Origin of the sequence: Pseudomonas halotolerans (assembly GCF_039581215.1) — a bacterium.
In the GTDB taxonomy this organism is placed as follows: Bacteria; Pseudomonadota; Gammaproteobacteria; order Pseudomonadales; family Pseudomonadaceae; genus Aquipseudomonas; species Aquipseudomonas tehranensis.
The window spans coordinates 88377-108308 of record NZ_JBCNTJ010000018.1; the positions used below are offsets into that span (position 1 = coordinate 88377).

The following is a 19932-nucleotide window of genomic DNA, read 5'->3' on the forward strand; positions in this document are numbered from 1 at the left end:
TCAGATGCCTGGCGCAGCCTTGGCGGCTTGCAGCTGCCGAGCCTGTTCGGTCAGCAGTGCCTTTTCCTCGGGGCTCATCGCCTCCATGCGCAGGCGCATTTGGGCCATTTTTTCCAACTGCCCCGGACTGCTCTCTAGCGCCCGCAAGGCCAGGGCCAACGACGCCACGGTCGGATGATCGAAGACCAGTCCCGGATGAATTTCGCACTGCAACAACTTGCGAATACCAGCCACCAGTTTGATCACCAGCAACGAATGCCCTCCGGCGGCGAAGAAATCGCGATCAATGCCCAGTCGCTCCAGCCCAAGCAACTGCGCCATGCGTGCGGCGAGCAATTGCTCCAGCGCATCGCGTGGCGCGGCGTCTGCGTCATCCGCTACCACCCCCGCCAACTGCTGCAATGCTTTGCGATCAATCTTGCCGTTGGCCAGTCGCGGAAAATGTTCGATCAGTTGCATGTGCTGCGGCACCATCACGCTGGGCAAGCGGGCGCTCAGCTCAGCGCGGGCGGCGTCGAGCAAACCCGTCGACGGCCCCGACTGCGGTACTACAAAGGCCAGGAGCCCCTGCTCGACCGACGCTGCCGGCAACACCAATGCTTCGGCCACTTGTGGCATGCGTAGAAGCACGGCCTCGATCTCCGCCAGTTCAATGCGGAACCCACGCACCTTGACCTGCTGGTCGCGCCGTCCATATAGCTGGATCGCCCCGTCCGGCCGATAACGCGCCAGGTCGCCGGTGCGATATAAACGCTGCGCCGGATCGAACGGACTCTGAATGAACATAGACTCATCGGCCTCGGCATTCAGATAACCCCGGCACAACTGCGCTCCGCCCAGGTACACCTCGCCCAGAACGCCCACCGGCGCCAAACGCAGATCGGTGTCCAGCACGTAAACCTGGTTGTTGCCCAACACCTGGGTCAGCGCCGAACAGTCGCTGGCAGCGCCGTTCAGTGACAACGGATGAATCATCACCCCCACCGTGGCCTCGGTCGGCCCGTAGTGGTTGAACACCCGGCAATCGCTGCGCAACCGGGCGATGCGCTCGACCAACGTCACCGCAATTGGCTCACCACCCAGTACCAGCGTACGCGGCAGGATCGCCCGTTCACTGTCCAGCAGCGCACCGAGGTGCGACGGCACGATTTTCAGGCAATCGATCTGTTGCTGTTGCAGGTACTGGGCAAACAGCGCGCCGTCCTGCATCTGCTCATCGCTGGCCACATGCAGAGTCGCGCCGTTGAACAACGCGCCAAACAACGCCGTATTGCCCAGGTCCGCCGCCACGGTGGAACTGAAAGCGACGTTTTTGCACTGGGCAAGCCCCAGCGCCTGACTGGCCTGGGCGGTGTAGTTGAGCAGTTGCCGATGCTCGATCACCACGCCTTTGGGCACACCGGTGGAGCCGGAGGTAAACAGTACATAGGCGATGTCGTTGCCTTGGGTAGCGAGCGCAGGCAGTGCCATAGCCGGGTGGCTCAGCTCAGCCGCGGTCAGCGCCTTATACGGCTGATCCTGCCAGGCCGACAGATACGCCGCATCGGTCAACAACACTGCCGCGCCGGCCTGTTCCAGCATCAACGCCTGACGCGCCTGGGGCCACTGCACATCAAGGGGCAAATACGCCGCACCAAGGCGCCAGCTCGCCAGCATTGCAATCACCAGATCCACCGAACGCGGCAACGCCAGCGCGACAATCGAACCGGCGCCCACGCCTTGCTGCTTGAGGCCCTGCGCCATGCTGTCGACCCGGGCTTGCAACTGGCCATAACTCAATTGCTGACGGCCATCGGTCAGGGCGATGGCGTTCGGCGTATGCAGCGCCAGATCAGCGATGCGCTGCGGCAGATAACGGCCATCGGCCAATGCCTGCATCACTGGGTTGATTGCCAGCAAGCGCTGCTCTTCGCTGCGACTGAGCAAGCTGAGCTGCGCCAACGCGGTGTGTGGAGCGGCAAGGATCGACGCCAACAGCACCCCGTACTGTTCCAACACGGCGCTGGCCGAGGCCGGCGAATAACGTGAGCTGGCGTAATACAGATTGACCGCGGCAAGCTGCTGGGCAGCGTTCAATTTAACCTGCAACAGCAATTCAAACGAGTCTGCCGGCACACGCACGGACTCTGCGACTGCCCAGTTCAGACCGCCACGGGTCCCGGTAGGCCTCTCCTGCCCCAGCGTAAAGCCGTAGGTCGGCCGCGCTGCCTCAGGCGACAGTTCCGGCGCCCAGTATTCCTGCCAGGTACGATGGGCTTCCAGGCGCGCCGCCAGCTCGTCCAGCCACTCGCTGAACGACACCGTCGCGGGCAATGAAACGTTAAGCGGCAGGGTTTTCTCGAACACCCCCACGGCATTGGCGAAGTACTCATAGTCGCCACGGCTGTCATGGCGCACGCCCACCAGCGCCTGCTCAAGGCCGCTCAGACGTCCCAGCAACACCCACCATGCGCCTTGCAACACCGTGGAAAGCGGCTGACCGAGCTGCTCGGCCAACCGTTGCAACGCGTCGCGCTGGGCCGGTTCCAGTGTCAGCGACGCACAGGTATCGGCGGCCCCCGCCTCACTGCCGGCGCTGCGCGCGGCCAGCCACGGCGTGGCGATGTCCGTCTGCACTCCTTGCAGGTGTTGCTGCCAGTAGGTGCGTGCGCTGGCGGCATCTTCATCAAGCACCACCTCACTGCGCCATTCCAGGTACTGGGCAAACTCGCCCGGCGCGTCGTCTTCCGGTGCCTGAACGGCGGCGTACGCTTGCTGGATTTGCTCCAGCAGCAGATTCAGCGATTGCGCATCGGCACTGTAGCGGGCGATACCCAGCACCCATTGCCATTGCTGCGGCGCCAGACGATAAAGCACAGCCTGGACGTTTGGCGATTCGCCCACCACAAAAGCACGGCCCAGCCAATCCTCGATCTGCGCCTGGACATCTTCGGCCCGTTGCACGCTTGCCTGTATCGTCAGCGGGAAGCGAGCGGCACCGCTGGCAGCCTGACGTAAACCGTGGAAACCGGCCACTTTGCCCAGCCTGGCCAGCAGCATTGGCTGCTGCGCCAGGAGCGTATTGAACGCGGACTGCAATCGCTGCGGATCGAGATCACCGTCGATGACCACGTTCAGCCAACGCAAGGCTTCGCCACAGGTCGCTGTGTTCGACAGTTGCTCGAGCATCGCTTGTTGCCCGGGGGTCAAGGCAAAGCCGGGGTTCTGTTGGTCCATCAATACCTCGTTCATGCTCCGGTTTCCTCCAGGTTGCGGATGCCCAGGACGGCGGACCCAGCATCGGCCTGGCCCTCCAGCGCGCTGCGCTCATACATATCGCCCATGGCAACCACGATCTTGCGAGGGCCCTCGAACGGGTCGCGGGCGTGGGCCACCAACATGTTGTCCAGCAGGATCACGTCGCCCTTGCGCCAGTCGAAACGCACCGCACAGGCTTCATACACATCACCAATGAGCGCCATCACCTCATCCTCGATGGGGGTGCCATCGCCGTAATACACATGCCGAGGCATGCGTTCCAGGCCGAACATCGACAGCAGGTCCTCACGCACATCCGGCTCCAGCCAATAGATGTGATGCAATTGCACCTGATTGAAGAACGACTTCTCCCCGGTGATCGGGTGCGTGATGATCGCGGGCGCCGGGGTGCGGGTCTGCAACTCGTCGTTGTCGAGCCAGCGCCACTGGATACCGCCCGCCCGACACCGGGCCTCCACTTCGCGGCGGTCCTCGGTCTTGAAGAAGTGCTGCCACGACACGTCGAGTTTGTCGGTGAAGGTGCGCACATACAGCAGCCCTTTGTCTTCGAACTTCTCGCGAAGGTCCGACGGCAGCTTTTCGTACATCAACCGGCAATCGACCACCGGCGTCGCACCGCCCACAGGCGCGGCTTGCTCGCAATAGAACATCTGCTTGCGCGGCCAGCGGTCCTGATGGGAGCTTTCGTTGTGGAACAGAATCATCTTGCGCTCCGGGTACGGCGTGGAGCGGTAGGTGTTCTTGCCCCCTTCCTTCTTCGGCAGATCACCGTACTGACCATACAGGCCGGGCTGGATCGCCTCGGCGAACGCTTCAAAGCCCTGGATGCCGTCCAGTTCAAAACCGCGGAACAGAATGCCCGCGTGTTCGGCCAGCTTTTGCTCGATCAGCGGCCGGTTCTGGTGAATCCACTCGATGACATCCAGCTGGGGTTCACCCGGCTCCAGCATCAACGGGAATCGCAGCGGTGCAGCCACCAGTGATTCACGCACCCGCGCCGGTCGAGGCTGGGCGAGCGGTGTCACGGAGCGTTTGAGAAACTTGCCCAGCTTATCGGCCTTGGGCCCTGGGACGGTGGCAGGCCTGGCGGCGGCCGCCAAGTGGTCGACTGGCATGCTGATAGCTCCCAATTGAATGTTCTGATCAGCGACGATCTGTTCCAACAGGGCGGTCCAGGCCTGAATCAGGTGCTGAATGCGCTCATGTCCGAACAAGGTTGTGGCGAATTGCCAAGTGCCGCGCAATTGCCCTTCTTCTTCGTCAACGAACAACGCCATGTCGAATTTAGAATGGGTCTCCAGCGCCGGCAGCAGTTCCACGCTCAACCCCTTTATAGAGCGGGTGCGCACCGGCACGTTGTTCATCACGAACAACACCTGGAGCAAGGGGTTCATGCCCTTGTGTCGCGGCACGCCCGAGGCTTCGACAATCTGGTCGAACGGCAAGTCCTGATGCTCCAGGGCGCTGAGCAGGTTGTCCTGGGTTTGCGCCAAAAAGCTTGCGAACGTGGCATTGGCGTCCAAGCGCGAACGCAGGGGCAGCACGTTGACGAAGAAACCGATCAGCCGCTCCAGCTCCGGCTGTTCACGACCCGCCACGTCGGCGCCAACCACCAGATCTTGCGCAGCGCAGAGCCGATGCAGCAACACCTGGAAGGATGCCAGCAGCGTGCTGTACAGCGTGACCCCGGCTTCGCTGGACAGCCGGCGCAAGGCCTCGGTGAGCCCGGTGGGAAGCTGGAACTGCAGCGCATCACCGTCATAGGAGGCGGTCTGGCCCCGAGGACTTGCCAGCGGCAGGTTCAGGCGCCCCTCATAGCCACTGAGCCGATGTTTCCAGTAGTCGGCCTGACGCGCCAAGACGCCCTGCTCTTCCAGCGCCTGCTGCCACAAGGCGAAGTCATGGTACTGAATCTCCAGGGGCGCCAGCGGCATCGGTTCACCTTTGAGGGAGGCCTCGTAGACCTGCACCAGTTCGTTGATCAACAGCCCCATCGACCAGCCATCGGAGATGATGTGATGCATGGCGTACAGCAACACATGTTCGGTCGGCCCCAGGTGCAGGATCCGCCCACGCAGCAGCGGTGCCTGCTCCAGATCGATCGGGGTGCGGGCATTTTCCAGCGTCGCCTGGGCCACCTGTTCCTGCCGGGCACTGGGGGACAAGCCAGACAGATCAATCACCGGGAAGTCCAGTTGGACCTTCTCGGCAATCAGCGCCACCGGATCCCCTTCTTCGTTCTGGCTATAGGCAGTGCGCAATACGTCATGACGGGCTACCACGTCGGCAAAGCTGCTCATCAGACGCTCCACCGACAACTCACCACACAGGCGCAGCGCCATGGGCATGCCATAGGCCGAAGTGCCGCCGGACAATTGTTCGGCGACCCACAAACGCCGCTGCACCAACGACAGCGGCGCCGAACGTCGTGGCCCATGGGCCTGGAGCCGCACCTCACGGGAATCGCCCGCCCGGACCGGCCCATCGGCGGTGCCGGCCATCAGCGCCGCCAGCGCCTTGAGCTGCGGATGATTGAACAGGTCACGCAGGCTCAGCGGATAGCGGGTCAGCTTGCGCAAGCGTGAAACGGCCTGGGTCGCCAGCAATGAGTGCCCCCCGCGCTCGAAGAAGTGATCGTTGCGACCGACCTGTTCCACTTCCAGCACTTCTTGCCAGACACCGGCAATCTGTTGCTCCAGCTCACCCTCAGGTGCCACGAAGCCTTGCTGCGACTGGCTGGCGTCGAACCGAGGCAGCGCCTTGCGTTCCAGCTTGCCGTTCGGGCTCACCGGCATGCGCTCCACCAGTACCCAGTGCTGCGGGACCATGTAGTCCGGCAGATGCTGGCTCAAGTGGGCCTTCAATGCCTGCTCGAATTCGTGGTGGATATCGTCCTCGGCACTCAACAACGCCGGGCGTTGCGGCACCACATAGCCCACCAGCACCGTGCCGTCCTGGGCGATCACCACGGTTTCGCGGACCTCGGCATGCTCGGCCAGCCGCGCCTCGATCTCCCCCAACTCGATGCGCAGGCCACGGATTTTTACCTGATGGTCCATGCGCCCGGCGTACTCGATGACGCCATCGGCACGGTAGCGCGCCAGGTCGCCGGTGCGGTACAAGCGCGCGCCGTCACCGAATGGGCTGGTGATAAAGCGCTCGGCCGTCAACGACGGGCGACGATGGTAGCCGCGAGCCAGGCCTTCGCCGCCCAGATACAACTCGCCCGTCACCCCCACCGGCAGTAGCGACAAGTTGTGATCGAGGATAAACGTGCTCAGGTTGGCAATCGGCTGACCGATCGGCACCACGTCGCAACCTTCATCGACGCAGGTCCAATGCGTCACGTCGATGGCCGCTTCGGTGGGGCCGTACAAGTTGTACAGGCCGGCGGCCGGCAACTTGGCGAACACCTGCAACTGGGCATCCACCGGCAAGGCTTCACCGCTGCAAATAATTCGCTTCAGGCTCTGGCAGCGGCCGACCGCAGGGTCTTGCATGAAGACCTGCAACATCGATGGGACGAAGTGCAGGGTGGTGATCTGCTGCGCGGTGATCAACTCGATCAACTGCGCCGGATCGCGGTGGGCACCCGGCGGTGCCATCACCAGGGTCGAACCGGTCAGCAATGGCCAGAAAAACTCCCAGACCGATACGTCGAAACTGAACGGTGTTTTTTGCAGCACGCTGTCGTTCGCCTCCAACCCATAGGCGTCCTGCATCCAGCACAACCGATTGACCAGGGCCGAATGCCGGTTGCCCGCGCCCTTGGGTTTGCCGGTGGAACCGGAGGTGTAGATCACATAGGCCAGGTTTTCGCCGCTGAGCTCGACCACCGGATTGGCCTCGCTGCGGCCAGCCAGCCAGTCGCCCGGCTGATCCAGCACCAGGCTGCGCAGGCCCGCCGGCACCGGCAGGTGTTCAAGCAAGTGGCGCTGGGTCAGCAACAAGCCAATGCCGCTGTCTTCGAACATATAGGCCAGGCGATCCTGTGGGTACTCAGGGTCCAGCGGCACATAGGCACCACCGGCCTTGAGGATCGCCAGCAGGCCGACCACCATGTCCACCGAACGCTCCACGGCGATGCCCACCAACACATCCGGGCCGACACCTTGCTCGATCAGCACATGGGCCAGTTGGTTGGCCTGGGCGTTAAGGGCGGCATAACTCAGCCGTTGGGTTTCAAATACCAAAGCAAGGGCGTGAGGGGTTTTCTCCACCTGCGCTTCAATCAGTCGCTGCACAGTGCAATCAAGGGGGTACGCCGTCGCGGTGGCATTCCAGCCCTGCTGCCCCCTTTGCTGTTGCGCATCGAGCAAGGACAGTTGCCCCACCGCGCGCGCGCCGCCAAGCGCCATTTGCTCCAGCAGATTGCACAGGTACTGGCCGATACGGGCAATGTCGTCTGGCGCGAAGCTGTCGCGGCTGTAACTCAAGAGCAACGACAGCGTTTCCCCCTGGTTCACCGCCAGGGTCAGTGGATAGTTGGTTTGCTCGTGATTGGCCACCTCACCGAAACGCAACGTGTCCGGTGCGCCCTGCTGCAACGCCTGGGAAACCGGATAATTCTCGAACACCAGCAAGGTGTCGAACAGCGCCGCACCGCTCTGCCCGGCCCAGCGCTGGATGTCGAACAGCGGCGTGTGTTCGTGTTCGCGCAGGCTCAGGTTGCGCCCTTGGACCTCTTGCAGCCATTGACCGACGCTCTGCTCCGGACGTGGGTTGCCGACCACCGGCAAGGTGTTGATGAACAGACCGATCTGTTGCTCCACGCCCGGGATATGCGCAGGGCGTCCGGCCACCGTGGCGCCGAAGGCAACCACTGACTGCCCGGTGCAACGTTGCAGCAATAGCTGCCAGGCCGCCTGCACCAGCGTGTTGACCGTCACTTTCTGCTCGCGGGCAAAGGCATGCAGCCGGGCCATGGCATGGGTATCGAGCACCTGTTCATATTCGCCGTGGCCGTCGCTTGCCTCGCCGCGATGGTCCCGGGCAAAGACCCCCGCAAGGTGGGTCGGTTCGTCCAGTTCGGCCAGTTGTGCCGTCCAGAATTGCTCGCTGGCCTGTGAGTCCTGAAGCGATAACCAGTCGATGTAGTCCCGGTAACGTCCAGACGGTCGGGCCGGTGCCTGGCCGCTGTAGCGCTGCAGCACTTCACCGAGCAACTGCGAGTTGCTCCAGCCGTCCATCAGGATGTGATGGCTGGTGTAGATCAGGTGATAGCGGTCTTCCGCCACGCGCACCACCAGCAAGCGCAACAGCGGCGCCGCATCCAGCTCGAAACCCTGCTGGCGCTGCGCCAACGCCAGGGCGTCCAGGTCCAGGGATGGATTCGCTGCGGCGCACCCATCGTGGAACAGGAATGCAACCTCCCTCTGCTTGTGTACAACCTGCAGCGCCCGCTTGAAATCACCTTCCCAGACGAAACTGCTGCGCAGCACTTCATGGGCGTCCATGGCCGCCTGCCAAGCCTGACGGAAACGCTCGACGTCCAAGCCTGCGACATCAACACGCAGCTGATTGATGTAATTGCCGGCCTGTTGCTCATATAGCGTATGGAACAGCATGCCTTGCTGCATGGGCGACAACGGATAAATGTCTTCGATCTCCCGCGGAGCCAGCGGCAAGGCGTCCAGTTGGGCCTGGGTCAACCCGGCCAGCGGGAAGTCCGACGGAGTGAAACCCTGATGCCGGGTCTGGCAGCAGTGTTCGATCAACGCCTGCAGCTCCTGAGCGTAATCCAGGGCCAGCGCCTGGATCGTCGACTCATCGAACATCTGCGTGCTGAACGTCCAGTCGATGCTCAATTCGCCCGCGTAGACGCTGCCATTGAGCGTCAGCCAATTGTCCAGTGGCGCCAGCGGGCTCTGTGGCGTGCCCGCCGATTCGCTGGCCGGGATAAACAGCCCGGCGGCGTCATCCGCAAATCCGCTGTCGAACTGGCCCAGATAGTTGAAGGTGATCCGTGGCACCGGCAACGCCTGAAGGGTACGCCGCGTCTGCTCATCCCCCAGGTAGCGCAGCACAGCGAATCCGAGGCCCTTATCGGGTATCGCCCGCAATTGCTCCTTGATCGCCTTGATCGAATCTTCAGGGGTAGCCGCCGGAGTCAACCGTACCGGGAACAGGCTGGTGAACCAGCCGACACTGCGACTCAAATCCAGGTCATCGAACAGTGCCTCACGGCCATGTCCCTCCAGTTGAATCAAGGTCGAGGCATCCCCGGTCCACCGACCGATCACCCGGGCCAGGGCCGTCAAGAGCAGATCGTTGACCTGAGTGCGATAGGCCGCTGGCGCTTGCTGCAAGAGTTGGCGGGTCTGATTTTTATCCAGACGCGTCTGGACCTGCGCCCCGTGGCACCTGCGCAGTTCGCCCTGCGGCCGGTCACAGGGCAAATCGTCGCGAGCGCCCTCAAGTTGCCCCTGCCAGTACGCCCTCTGGGTGTTGAGCGCTGCACTGCCAGCATGGGTTTTCAAGCGTTGCGCCCAGGCCTGGGTGGCACTGGTCTTGGCCGGCAGTTTCGGCGTCTGGCCGGCCTGCAATTGTTCATAAGCCTGTTGCAGGTCTTCCAGCAGAATGCGCCAGGACACCCCGTCCACCACCAGGTGATGGATCACCAGCAATAGCCGTTGGCTGCCGTCGGCCAGGTTCGCCAGGACACCGCGCAACAACGCGCCGCTTTCCAGGTCCAGGCTGCGCTGGGCTTGTTCGGCCAAGCGCTCCAGCGCCGGGGCATCTGCCACCTCAGCGGTCCACAACAGCGGTGAGCGGCGCCAAACCGCCTGCTGTTCGGCGAGTGTTTGATGGCGAGCGGTCCACGCGTCGTCCTCACGCCTGAAGGCCAGGCGCAAGGCATCGTGATGGGCAACCAATGCCTGCAACGCTTGCTCCAGATGCCCCGCGTGTACAGGCCGTAACGCCTTGAGCAGCACCGACTGGTTCCAGTGATGAGGCTCGGCCATAGGCTGGTCGAAAAACCATTGCTGAAACGGCAGCAGCAGCGTCTCTCCCGTCACCGGCCCCTGATCGATACCCAGCCCGCTGTCACCCAGGGTCGCCACGTTGGCCAGGCCCTGGATGGTCTGGTGCATGAACAGATCCTTGGGGCTGAAATGGATGCCTGCCTGACGGGCCCGGCTGACCATCTGGATGGAGATGATCGAATCGCCCCCCAGCTCGAAGAAGTTGTCACTGACACCCACTTGCCCACGCCCGAGCACGCTTTGCCAGATACCGGCCAGCGTCTGTTCGATGGCGGTGACCGGTGCGGTGTAAGCCTTGAGGCTGGCAGTGGCATCAGTTTTGGGCAGCGCCTTGCGCTCCAGTTTGCCGTTGGGGCTAACGGGCATTTTTTCCAGCCACAACCAGTGCTGCGGCACCATGTAGTCGGGCAAGGCCTGGCTCAAATGCTCCTTGAGACGACCTTGCAGGGTCTGGCGAACGATGTCTTCGGCGACCAGCCACTCGGCGCACGCCGGCACCACGTAGGCCACCAGCAAGGTCCCGTCCTGAGCGATGACAACCGCTTCGCGCACGTCGTCGTGCTCGGCCAGGCGCGCTTCAATTTCACCCAACTCGATGCGCAGGCCACGGATCTTCACCTGATGATCCATCCGCCCGGCGTATTCGATCACGCCATCGGCGCGGTATCGCGCCAGGTCACCGGTGCGATACAGCCGCTGACCATTGCCGAAGGGGCCGGTCACGAACCGCTCGGCCGTCAGCGCCGCACGTCGATGGTAACCACGGGCCAGGCCCTCGCCCGCCAGGTACAGCTCGCCGACTACCCCCACTGGCACCGGCGACAGTTCATCATCGAGGATGCAAGTGCCCAGGTTGGCAATCGGTTGACCGATCGGCACGCTGTCGCGCCCCTCCTCGACACAGGTCCAATGGGTCACGTCGATGGCCGCCTCGGTCGGACCGTAGAGGTTGTACAGGCCGGCATTGGGCAGTTTGGCGAACACCTGCTGTTGTGCATCCACCGGCAAGGCTTCACCGCTGCACACGATGCGTTTCAGGCTGGTGCATTCGGCCACGTGTGGGTCTTGCAGAAAAGCCTGCAACATCGACGGCACGAAGTGCAGCGTGGTGATGCGCTGCGCCGTGATCAGTTCGATCAGTTGCGTCGGGTCGCGATGAGCGCCCGGCGCGGCCACCACCAGCGTCGAGCCGGTCAGCAGCGGCCAGAAAAACTCCCAGACTGACACGTCGAAACTGAACGGCGTTTTTTGCAGCACGCTGTCGTTCGCCTCCAGCCGATACGCATCCTGCATCCAGCACAGCCGGTTGACCAACGCCGAATGACGATTGCCCGCGCCCTTGGGCTTACCGGTGGACCCCGAGGTGTAGATCACATACGCCAGGTTCTCCCCGTCGAGTTTGACCTGCGGATTGGCGTCGCGGCCTGCTTGCAGCCCGTCATCGGGCAGATCCAGCACCAGGCTGCGCAGCCCCTGCGGGATCGGCAATTGTTCAAGCAAGTGGCTCTGGGTCAGCAGCAAACCGATGCCGCTGTCGTCGAACATGTAGGCCAAGCGCTCCCGTGGATATTCCGGGTCCAGCGGCACATAGGCACCGCCGGCCTTGAGAATCGCCAGCAACCCCAGAACCATTTCCACGGAACGTTCCACGGCAATGCCCACCAGCACATCCGGACCGACGCCCAGCTCGATCAGCCGGTGAGCCAACCGATTGGCCCGGGCGTTGAGCTGGGCATAGGTCAGACGGTGCTCGCCGAAAACCAGTGCCGGCGCATCCGGGGTTCGCCGCACCTGTTCTTCGATCAGCCCGTGCACACTGCGATCAAGGGGATATTGGGCCGTCGTTGCGTTCCAGTCGACCAGCATCCGCCGCCGTTCGTCATCGTCCAGTAGCGCCCACTGCGCAACGGGGCGATGCAGGTCCTGCACCAGGCCTTGCAACAGGTTGAGCCAATGCCGGCCCATGCGCTCGACGGTGGCCGGCTCGAACAGATCCGTGGCGTAGGTCAGGGCGGCGTGCAGCCCTTGCGGGCTGTCGGTGGTATCCAGGCTCAGGTCGAATTGTGCGGTGCGCTGCGCCCAGCCAAACGGTTCGACCGCCAAGCCCGGCAAGGCATGGGCCAGTGTCGCACCGGTTTCGTTGCGATGGTTGAACATGGCCTGGAACAACGGGCTGTGGCTCAGGTTGCGCTGCGGTTGCAAGGCATCGACCAATTGCTCGAACGGCAGGTCCTGATGCATCTGCGCCGCCATGGCCGTCTGCTTGAGCTGTTGCAACAAACCGGCGCCGGTCAGATCGCTGTGGAACTCGGCCCGCAGCACCTGGGTATTGACGAAGAAACCGATCAACCGCTCGGTTTCCAGGCGTTGACGGTTGGCAATCGGCACCCCGACGCGGATGTCGGCCTGACCGCTGTAGCGGTGCAACAAAGCGTGGAAAGAGCCGAGCAGCAGCACAAACAGCGTGATGTTTTCCCGTCGGGCCAGGGCTTTGAGGGCATCGCTCAACGCGCGATCCAGCACAATCGGCATACGCGCGCCGCGCAGGCTTTGCTGCGCCGGGCGCGGATGGTCTGTGGGCAGCGCCAACAGCGGTTGCTCGCTGCCCAGTTGCCCGGTCCAGTACGCCAGTTGTCGCTCCTGTTCGCCGGCGGCCATCCATTGCCGCTGCCAGACGGCATAGTCGGCGTATTGCACCGCCAGAGGCGGCAACTGCGCGGGCTGCTCCTGAATGAAAGCCGAATACAGGCTCATCAGGTCATCGACCATCACCTGCAACGACCAGGCGTCGGCAACGATGTGATGCACAGTCAGGACCAGCAGGTGCTCCTGCTCACTCAGCTGCAGCAGCGCCACGCGCAACAGCGCCTCGCTGAGCAGATCGAACGGGCGTTGCGTCTGCTGCTCGAGGAACGCCTGAATACTGGCCTCGTCCGCCACTGCCAGGCGGTGCTCGACGAAGTGGACCTGCCCCTGCGGGCGAATCACCTGGCAGGTGCGGCCATCGTCCTCGACGAACGCCGTGCGCAAGCTTTCGTGACGTTCCAGCAGCGCTTCAAAGCTGTGACGCAGGGCGATTTTGTCCAGCGCACCGCGTATCCGCAGCGCGGTCGGAATATTGTAGGCGGCGCTGTCGGGGTCCATTTTCCACAGGAACCACTGGCGTTCCTGGGCAAACGACAGCGGCAGCGGTGTGTCACGCGACACCGGCACCATCGCAGGCGCCTGTTCGCCTTGGTCGGCGTCGAGGGCGCCGACAAAATCCTGCAACGTGCTGTGTTCGAACAGACTGCGCAGCGGCACTTCGATTTCCAGCGCCCGACGGACCCGAGACACCACTTGGGTGACCAGCAGCGAGTGCCCACCCAACTCAAAAAAGTTGTCCTCCAGCCCTACTCGTTCAAGCTTGAGCACCTCCTGCCAGATCGCTGCCACCTGTTGCTCACGTTGACTGCGGGGTGCCACGTAAAGCCGTTGCACGTCGCCAACATCAGGCGCCGGCAACGCCTTGCGATCGACCTTGCCATTGGGCGTCAGCGGCAGTTGTGCCAGGAACACCAAGTGTGCCGGAACCATGTACTCGGGCAATTGCGCCTTGAGCGCAGCTTTGAGCGAAGCGCGTAACGAAGACTCGTCCGCTACTTCACCGGTCGCGGGCACCACGTAACCCACCAGTTGCGCACCGGTCGGGGCTTCATGGGCCACCACCACGGTTTCCCGCACACTGTCCTGCGCCAGCAGCGCGGCTTCGATTTCACCCAGTTCTATGCGCAAGCCACGAATCTTGACCTGATGGTCGATGCGTCCGATGTACTCCACCACGCCTTCGGCCCGATAGCGGGTCAGGTCGCCGGTGCGGTACAGCCGCTCGCCGCGGGTGGAGAACGGGTCCGGCACAAAACGTTCGGCGGTCAACGCCGGACGTTGAAAGTAGCCGCGGGCCAGCCCGTCACCGCCGATCAGCAACTCACCCGGCGCGCCCGCGGGGTTGAGCGTCAGGTCACTGCCAACGATATACAGCGCAGTGTTGTCCAGCGGCTTGCCCAGGAACGGACGGCTGCTTTCCAGACTCAGCGGATGCACCGCCGACCAGATCGTGGTTTCGGTCGGGCCATAGAGATTCCAGACCCTCGGCGAAAGCGCCAGCAGTCGTTGCGCCAACTCCAGGGGCAACGCCTCGCCGCCACAGAGGAACGTGCGACCGGCCAGCAACGCCGAGTGCTCATGATCGAGCAACATACGCCAGCTCGAAGGCGTGGCTTGCAACACCGTCACATCGTGTTGTTCGATCAGCGCCAACACCGCTTGCGGATCCTGGTGCACGTTCTGCCCGGTCAGCACCACGCTGGCGCCAGCCGACAATGGCCCGTAGATTTCCAGGCCAAAAATGTCGAAGGAAAACGTCGTCAGCGACAGCATGCGATCGCTGGCCGTAAGACCCGGCTGGGCGATCATGCTGGTGACGAAATTGCTCAGCGCGCCATGACGCACCATCACGCCCTTGGGTTTGCCAGTGGAGCCGGAGGTGTAGATGACGTAGGCCAGGTGCTCGGCGGTCAATGGCACCGCCGGACAAGTGCGCGGTGCATCGAGCCAAGCGGCGTCCGGCTGGTCCAGCAACAGGGTCTGGAGGGTCGCAGGGATCGGCAGTTGAGCTTGCAAAGGGGCCTGAGTCAGCAGCCACTCGATGCCGCTGTCCTGGATCATGTAGGCCAGGCGATCTTCGGGGTACGCCGGGTCCAACGGCACATAAGCGCCACCGGCCTTGAGAATCGCCAGCAGGCCGACGATCATCTCGGCGCTGCGCTGCACCGCGATGCCCACCGGCTGATCCGGCGTCACGCCCAGGGCAATCAGGTGGTGGGCGAGCTGGTTGGCGCGTGCGTCCAGTTGCCCGTAGCTCAAGGCCTGTCCATCAATGGTCAACGCCAGTGCATCGGGCGTGTCGCGCGCCTGTTCGGCGATGCGCTGGTGCACGCAGAGGGCGGCGCTGCCATGGTCGACCACACGGTGCCAGTCTTGCTGTGTGCGGCGCTGCTGGGCGGTGTCGAGCAGCGGCAACTCACCGATGCGCTGCTGCGGCGCATCGACGATGCCCTGCAACAGGTTTTGCCAGTGGCGCGCCAGTCGTTCAATCGTCTGCGGTTCGAACAGGTCGGTGGCGTAAGTCAGCTCCGCCGCCACACCCTGCCCGGTTTCATAAGTGCCCAGGGTCAGATCGAACTGGGCGGTGCGCCCTTCCCACACCAGGTCTTCGACGCTCAAGTGCGGCAGTTGCAGTTGTCGGTTCTGGGTGTCGCTGGCGGTCTGGTGGTTGAACATGACCTGGAAGATCGGACTGTGGCTGAGGCTGCGTTCAGGTTGCAGGGCCTCGATCAACTGCTCGAACGGCAAGTCCTGATGAGCCTGGGCCGCCATGGCCGACTGCTTGACCTGCGCGAGCAAGCGGTCGAACGGCAGTTGTCCATCCACATGGGCATTGAGCACCTGGGTGTTGACGAAAAAGCCGATCAGGCCCTCGGTCTCGACCCGATTGCGGTTAGCCACCGGCACGCCGACGCGAATCTGCGGCTGGCCGCTGTAGCGATGCAGCAAGGCCTGGAAAGACGCCAGCAAGACCATGAACAGACTGGCGCCTTCGCGCTGGGCCAACTGCTTGAGCGCCGCGCCCAGTTCCGGCGGCAGGTTCAGGTCCAGGCGTGCACCGCGAAAGCTCTGCACGGGCGGGCGCGGATGATCGAGGGGCAACTCCAATACGGGTTGTTCGTCGCCCAGGGTCTGCACCCAGTAGGCCAACTGCCGCTCACGCTCACCGGCCTCGAGCCAGTGACGCTGCCAGATCGCATAGTCGGCGTATTGCACGCTCAGCGCTGGCAACGCCAACGGCTGGCCGGCGGTGTCGGCCGCGTAGTGCCGCACCAGCTCATCCACCAGCACCTGCATCGACCAGCCATCGGCAATGATGTGATGCTGGATCAGCGCCAGCACGTGGTCATCCTCGGCGATTTTCAACAGCGAAACCCGCAGCAACGGCCCCTGGCGCAAATCGAACGGGCGTGCGGTTTCAGCCTCGACGAACGCCTTGATGTCGTCGTCCAGGCTGGCCAACGGACCGGCAGTCAAGGCCTGGACCGCGATGCACAGCGGCATGTTCGGGTGAATGACCTGCACGGCTTGCTCGCCGTTCTCGATGAAAGTGGTGCGCAGGCTCTCGTGGCGCTCGAGCAGTGCGTTGAAGCTGCGCTCCAGGGCCGGCACGTCCAGTTGCCCCTTGAGGCGCAGGGCACTGGGGATGTGGTAAGCCGAGCTGTGGGGGTCCATTTGCCAGAGGAACCATTGACGTTCCTGGGCATAGGAGAGCGGGATGTGTTCGAACCCCAGACGCACCTCGGGAATCGGCAGATTGGCCGGCGAAACACCCTCTTCGAGCATCTTCTCCAGGTACAGCTTACGTTTGTCCAGCGGCAGAGTGATAAAGCGCTTGGCAATCGTCAAAGCAACACTCTTGTCCATCAGACTTCCTCCATTTCATCAAGCAGGGCTTGCAGCTTGCTGAGTTTCTGTTCATTGATTGGCGCGTCCCCGGTGTCCAGTTGCGCGACAAAATCCCTCAGGACGGGGTGCTGGAAAATCAGTTGCGGGGTCAGGGTCAAGCCCAGTTCGAGGGCCATGCGCGAGACGGCATTGACCGCCAGCAGCGAATGGCCGCCCAACTCGAAAAAGTGATCGTTCAGGCCCACGCGCTGCACCGTGAGCACCTGTGCCCAGATCGCCGCGACCTGCTGCTCAAGCTCAGTGACGGGCTCGACATAACCGGCCTGCAACAGACCGGTGTCCACAGCCGGCAAGGCCTTGCGGTCGAGCTTGCCGTTGGGGGTCAGCGGCAATTGATCGAGGAACAGCAGATGGGTCGGAATCATGTAGTCGGGCAGGTGTTCCTTGAGCCTGGCCTTGAGTTCATCGCGCAGTGCGCGTTGCTCCTCGGCGCCCTTCAGGTTCAGCGACGGCGCGACCAGGTAGGCCACCAATTGCTGGCCGCCCGACACGTCCTGGGCCAGCACCGCCACGTCACGCACCTGGGGCTGTTGCAGCAGTCGCGCCTCGATTTCCCCCAACTCGATGCGGAAGCCGCGAATCTTCACCTGATGGTCGATGCGGCCCTGATATTCGAGCACGCCATCGGTGCGATAACGGCTCAGGTCACCCGTGCGGTATAGACGTTCGCCGGTGGTGGAAAACGGGTTGGGCACGTACTTCTCGGCGGTCATCGCCGCCCGCCCGAGGTAGCCACGGGTGATGCCCGCACCGCTCAGGTACAGCTCGGCCGACACACCTTGGGGGACGGGTTGCAGGTCGGCGCCCAGCAGGTAGCTGGCGGTGTGCTTGAGGGGCCGGCCGATGTTCGCCGTGCCGCCAGCGGTGCGGCGGGCCCAGGTCGAATAGGTGGTGTCTTCCGAGGGGCCGTAGAGGTCGTAGACATGCTCAATCCCTGCCAACTGTGGGAGCAGGTCTGTGGGAGCAAAGCTTGCTCGCGATAGCGGTGAGTCAGTCACGCACAAGTCAGCTGATAGGACGCCATCGCGAGCAAGCTTTGCTCCCACAGGCGTTGCTCCTACAGGCTGGGGAGGATGCTGATACAACTCATCCACCAAGCTTTGCTTCAGCGGCTCACCCGCCAGGTTGATGATGCGCACGCTGGCCGGAATTTCGCCGCTGCGCTGCAACGCGGCGACGGCCGACGGCACGCTGTTGATCAGCCGTACCTGATCGCGGGCCGGCAGTTGCGGCAGCTCCAGGGCGTTACGGGCGATGATCAGCGAACCGCCGTTGGCCAAGGTCACGAACAGCTCCCACACCGACAAGTCGAAGCACACTGAAGTCGAAGCGAGCACGCCCTGGATGTCGTCCTGGCTGTAGACCGATCTGGACCAGTCGATCAGCGCCAGCACGTTGCGATGGGCAATCGCCACCCCCTTGGGTTGGCCGGTGGAGCCGGAGGTGTAGATCACGTAGGCCAGGTTATCTGGCGTGACCGTTGTGTGCGGTGCGCTCAATGGGTAGTGCGCCAGGTCGAGCTGATCCAGCATCAGCACAGCGGTTTCGGCCGGCACGTTCAGCGTCGCCGCCACGGGTTGTTCAGTCAGCAACACCCGCGCGCGGCTGTCGTCGAGCATGTAGGCCACGCGCTCGGCCGGGTAATCCGGGTCCAGCGGCACGTAGGCGCCGCCGGCCTTGAGCACCGCCAGCAAGGCGATCAGCAGGTGTTCGGAGCGCGGCATCGCCACGCCCACCCGCACTTCCGGACCCACGCCCATTTCGATGAGCTGGTGAGCCAGGCGATTGGCGCGGCCATCGAGTTCGCTGTAGCTCAGACGGGTGTCGGCGAAGGTCACCGCCAGGGCATCCGGTGCGGCCTCGGCCTGGCGAGCAATCATCTGGTGGATGCACAGCGCTTGTTCGAAGGGCGCATCAACCGGGTTCCAGTCGTGGGTCAGGCGCTGATGCTCATCGAACTCCAGCATCGACAGTTCACCCAGGCAACGCTCGCCGCCATCGGTCATCTGTCCCAGCAACTGAGCGAGATGGACCGCCAGCCGTTCCACGGTGGCCGCCGAGAAACTCGCCTGCTGGTAGCTCATGTGCACCGACAGTTGCCGATCCACCCCCACCAACAGCGTCAAGGGATAGCTGGTTTGTTCCTGAGTGAGCGGCGGACCAAAGCGCAAACCGTCCGGTGCGCCCTGCTCCAAGGCCTGGGAAATCGGATAGTTCTCGAACACCAGCAAACTGTCGAACAGCGCTTCACCACCCTGCCCGGCCCAGCGCTGGATATCCAGCAACGCGGTGTGCTCGAACTCGCGCAGCGCCAGGTTTTGCCCTTGCACGGCTTGCAACCAGCTGTCCAGGGACTGTTCGGCCCGGGGGCTGGCGATCACCGGCAAGGTGTTGATGAACAGACCGATCTGCTGCTCGATACCGGGCAAGTCCGCCGGGCGACCGGCCACCGTCGCGCCGAAGGCCACGGTGTCTTTGCCGGTGTAACGCTGCAACAACAGCAGCCACGCCGCCTGCACCAGCGTGTTGACGGTGACTTTCGAGGCGCGGGCAAACGTTTCCAGGCGCCGGGTCAGCGCCTCGTCCAGGACCTGCACATGATCACCGTAGCCCGTGTCGGCCTCCCCGGACTTCGCCACAGCATCGGCCAGACGCGTCGGCGTCTCCAGGCGCTGCAGCGCCGGTCTCCAGAACGCTTCGCTGGCCGCCGCATCCTGGCGTTGCAACCAGGCGATGTAATCGCGGTAACGACCGCCGTGCACCGAAACGCTCTGGCCGTTGTAGCGCTGCAACACTTCCCCCAGCAACTGGGAATTGCTCCAGCCGTCCATCAGGATGTGATGGTGGGTGTAGATCAACTGATAGCGCTGCTCATCGAGCCGCACCATCAGCAGCCGCAACAGGGCCGGTGCGCTTAGGTCCAGCTGCTGGCGCTCGGCTTCGGCCAGGGCCTGCAAGGTCTCATCGGGCTGCGCAGCGTCCCGCAAATCATGCAAGCGGTAAGGCAAGTCCAGCTGCTTGCTGACGATCTGCACCGGATCTGGCAGGTCACCCTGCCAGACCAACCGCGTGCGCAGGATGTCATGGGCGTCCACCGCTGCCTGCCAGGCTTGACGGAAACGTTGCGGGTCAA

The 19932-nt window shown here is 63.3% G+C and carries 3 protein-coding genes (1 of these 3 cut by a window edge); all 3 read right to left on the reverse strand.

Going from position 1 to position 19932, the window contains the following annotated elements:
- Tightly spaced (each overlapping or abutting the next), the 3 genes in view from AAIS01_RS21905 to AAIS01_RS21915 form a layout consistent with a single transcriptional unit that may run on beyond the window.
- A complete protein-coding gene (locus AAIS01_RS21905) occupies positions 1–3231 on the reverse strand; it encodes a non-ribosomal peptide synthetase (RefSeq protein ID WP_343470647.1) in 3231 nt (1076 codons plus the stop codon).
- Positions 3228–16757 carry a non-ribosomal peptide synthase/polyketide synthase gene (locus AAIS01_RS21910; RefSeq protein WP_343470648.1) on the reverse strand — a complete coding sequence of 4510 codons (13530 nt, stop codon included), beginning with the start codon at positions 16755–16757 and terminating at the stop codon, positions 3228–3230. The genes AAIS01_RS21905 and AAIS01_RS21910 overlap by 4 nt, the downstream gene beginning before the upstream one ends.
- Positions 16757–19932 carry the 3' portion of a non-ribosomal peptide synthase/polyketide synthase gene (locus AAIS01_RS21915; RefSeq protein ID WP_343470649.1) on the reverse strand. The gene runs 9310 nt beyond the window's last position, so only the last 3176 of its 12486 coding nucleotides appear in the window; the start codon falls outside the window, past its right edge — the gene reads right to left on this strand; the stop codon is at positions 16757–16759. The genes AAIS01_RS21910 and AAIS01_RS21915 overlap by 1 nt, the downstream gene beginning before the upstream one ends.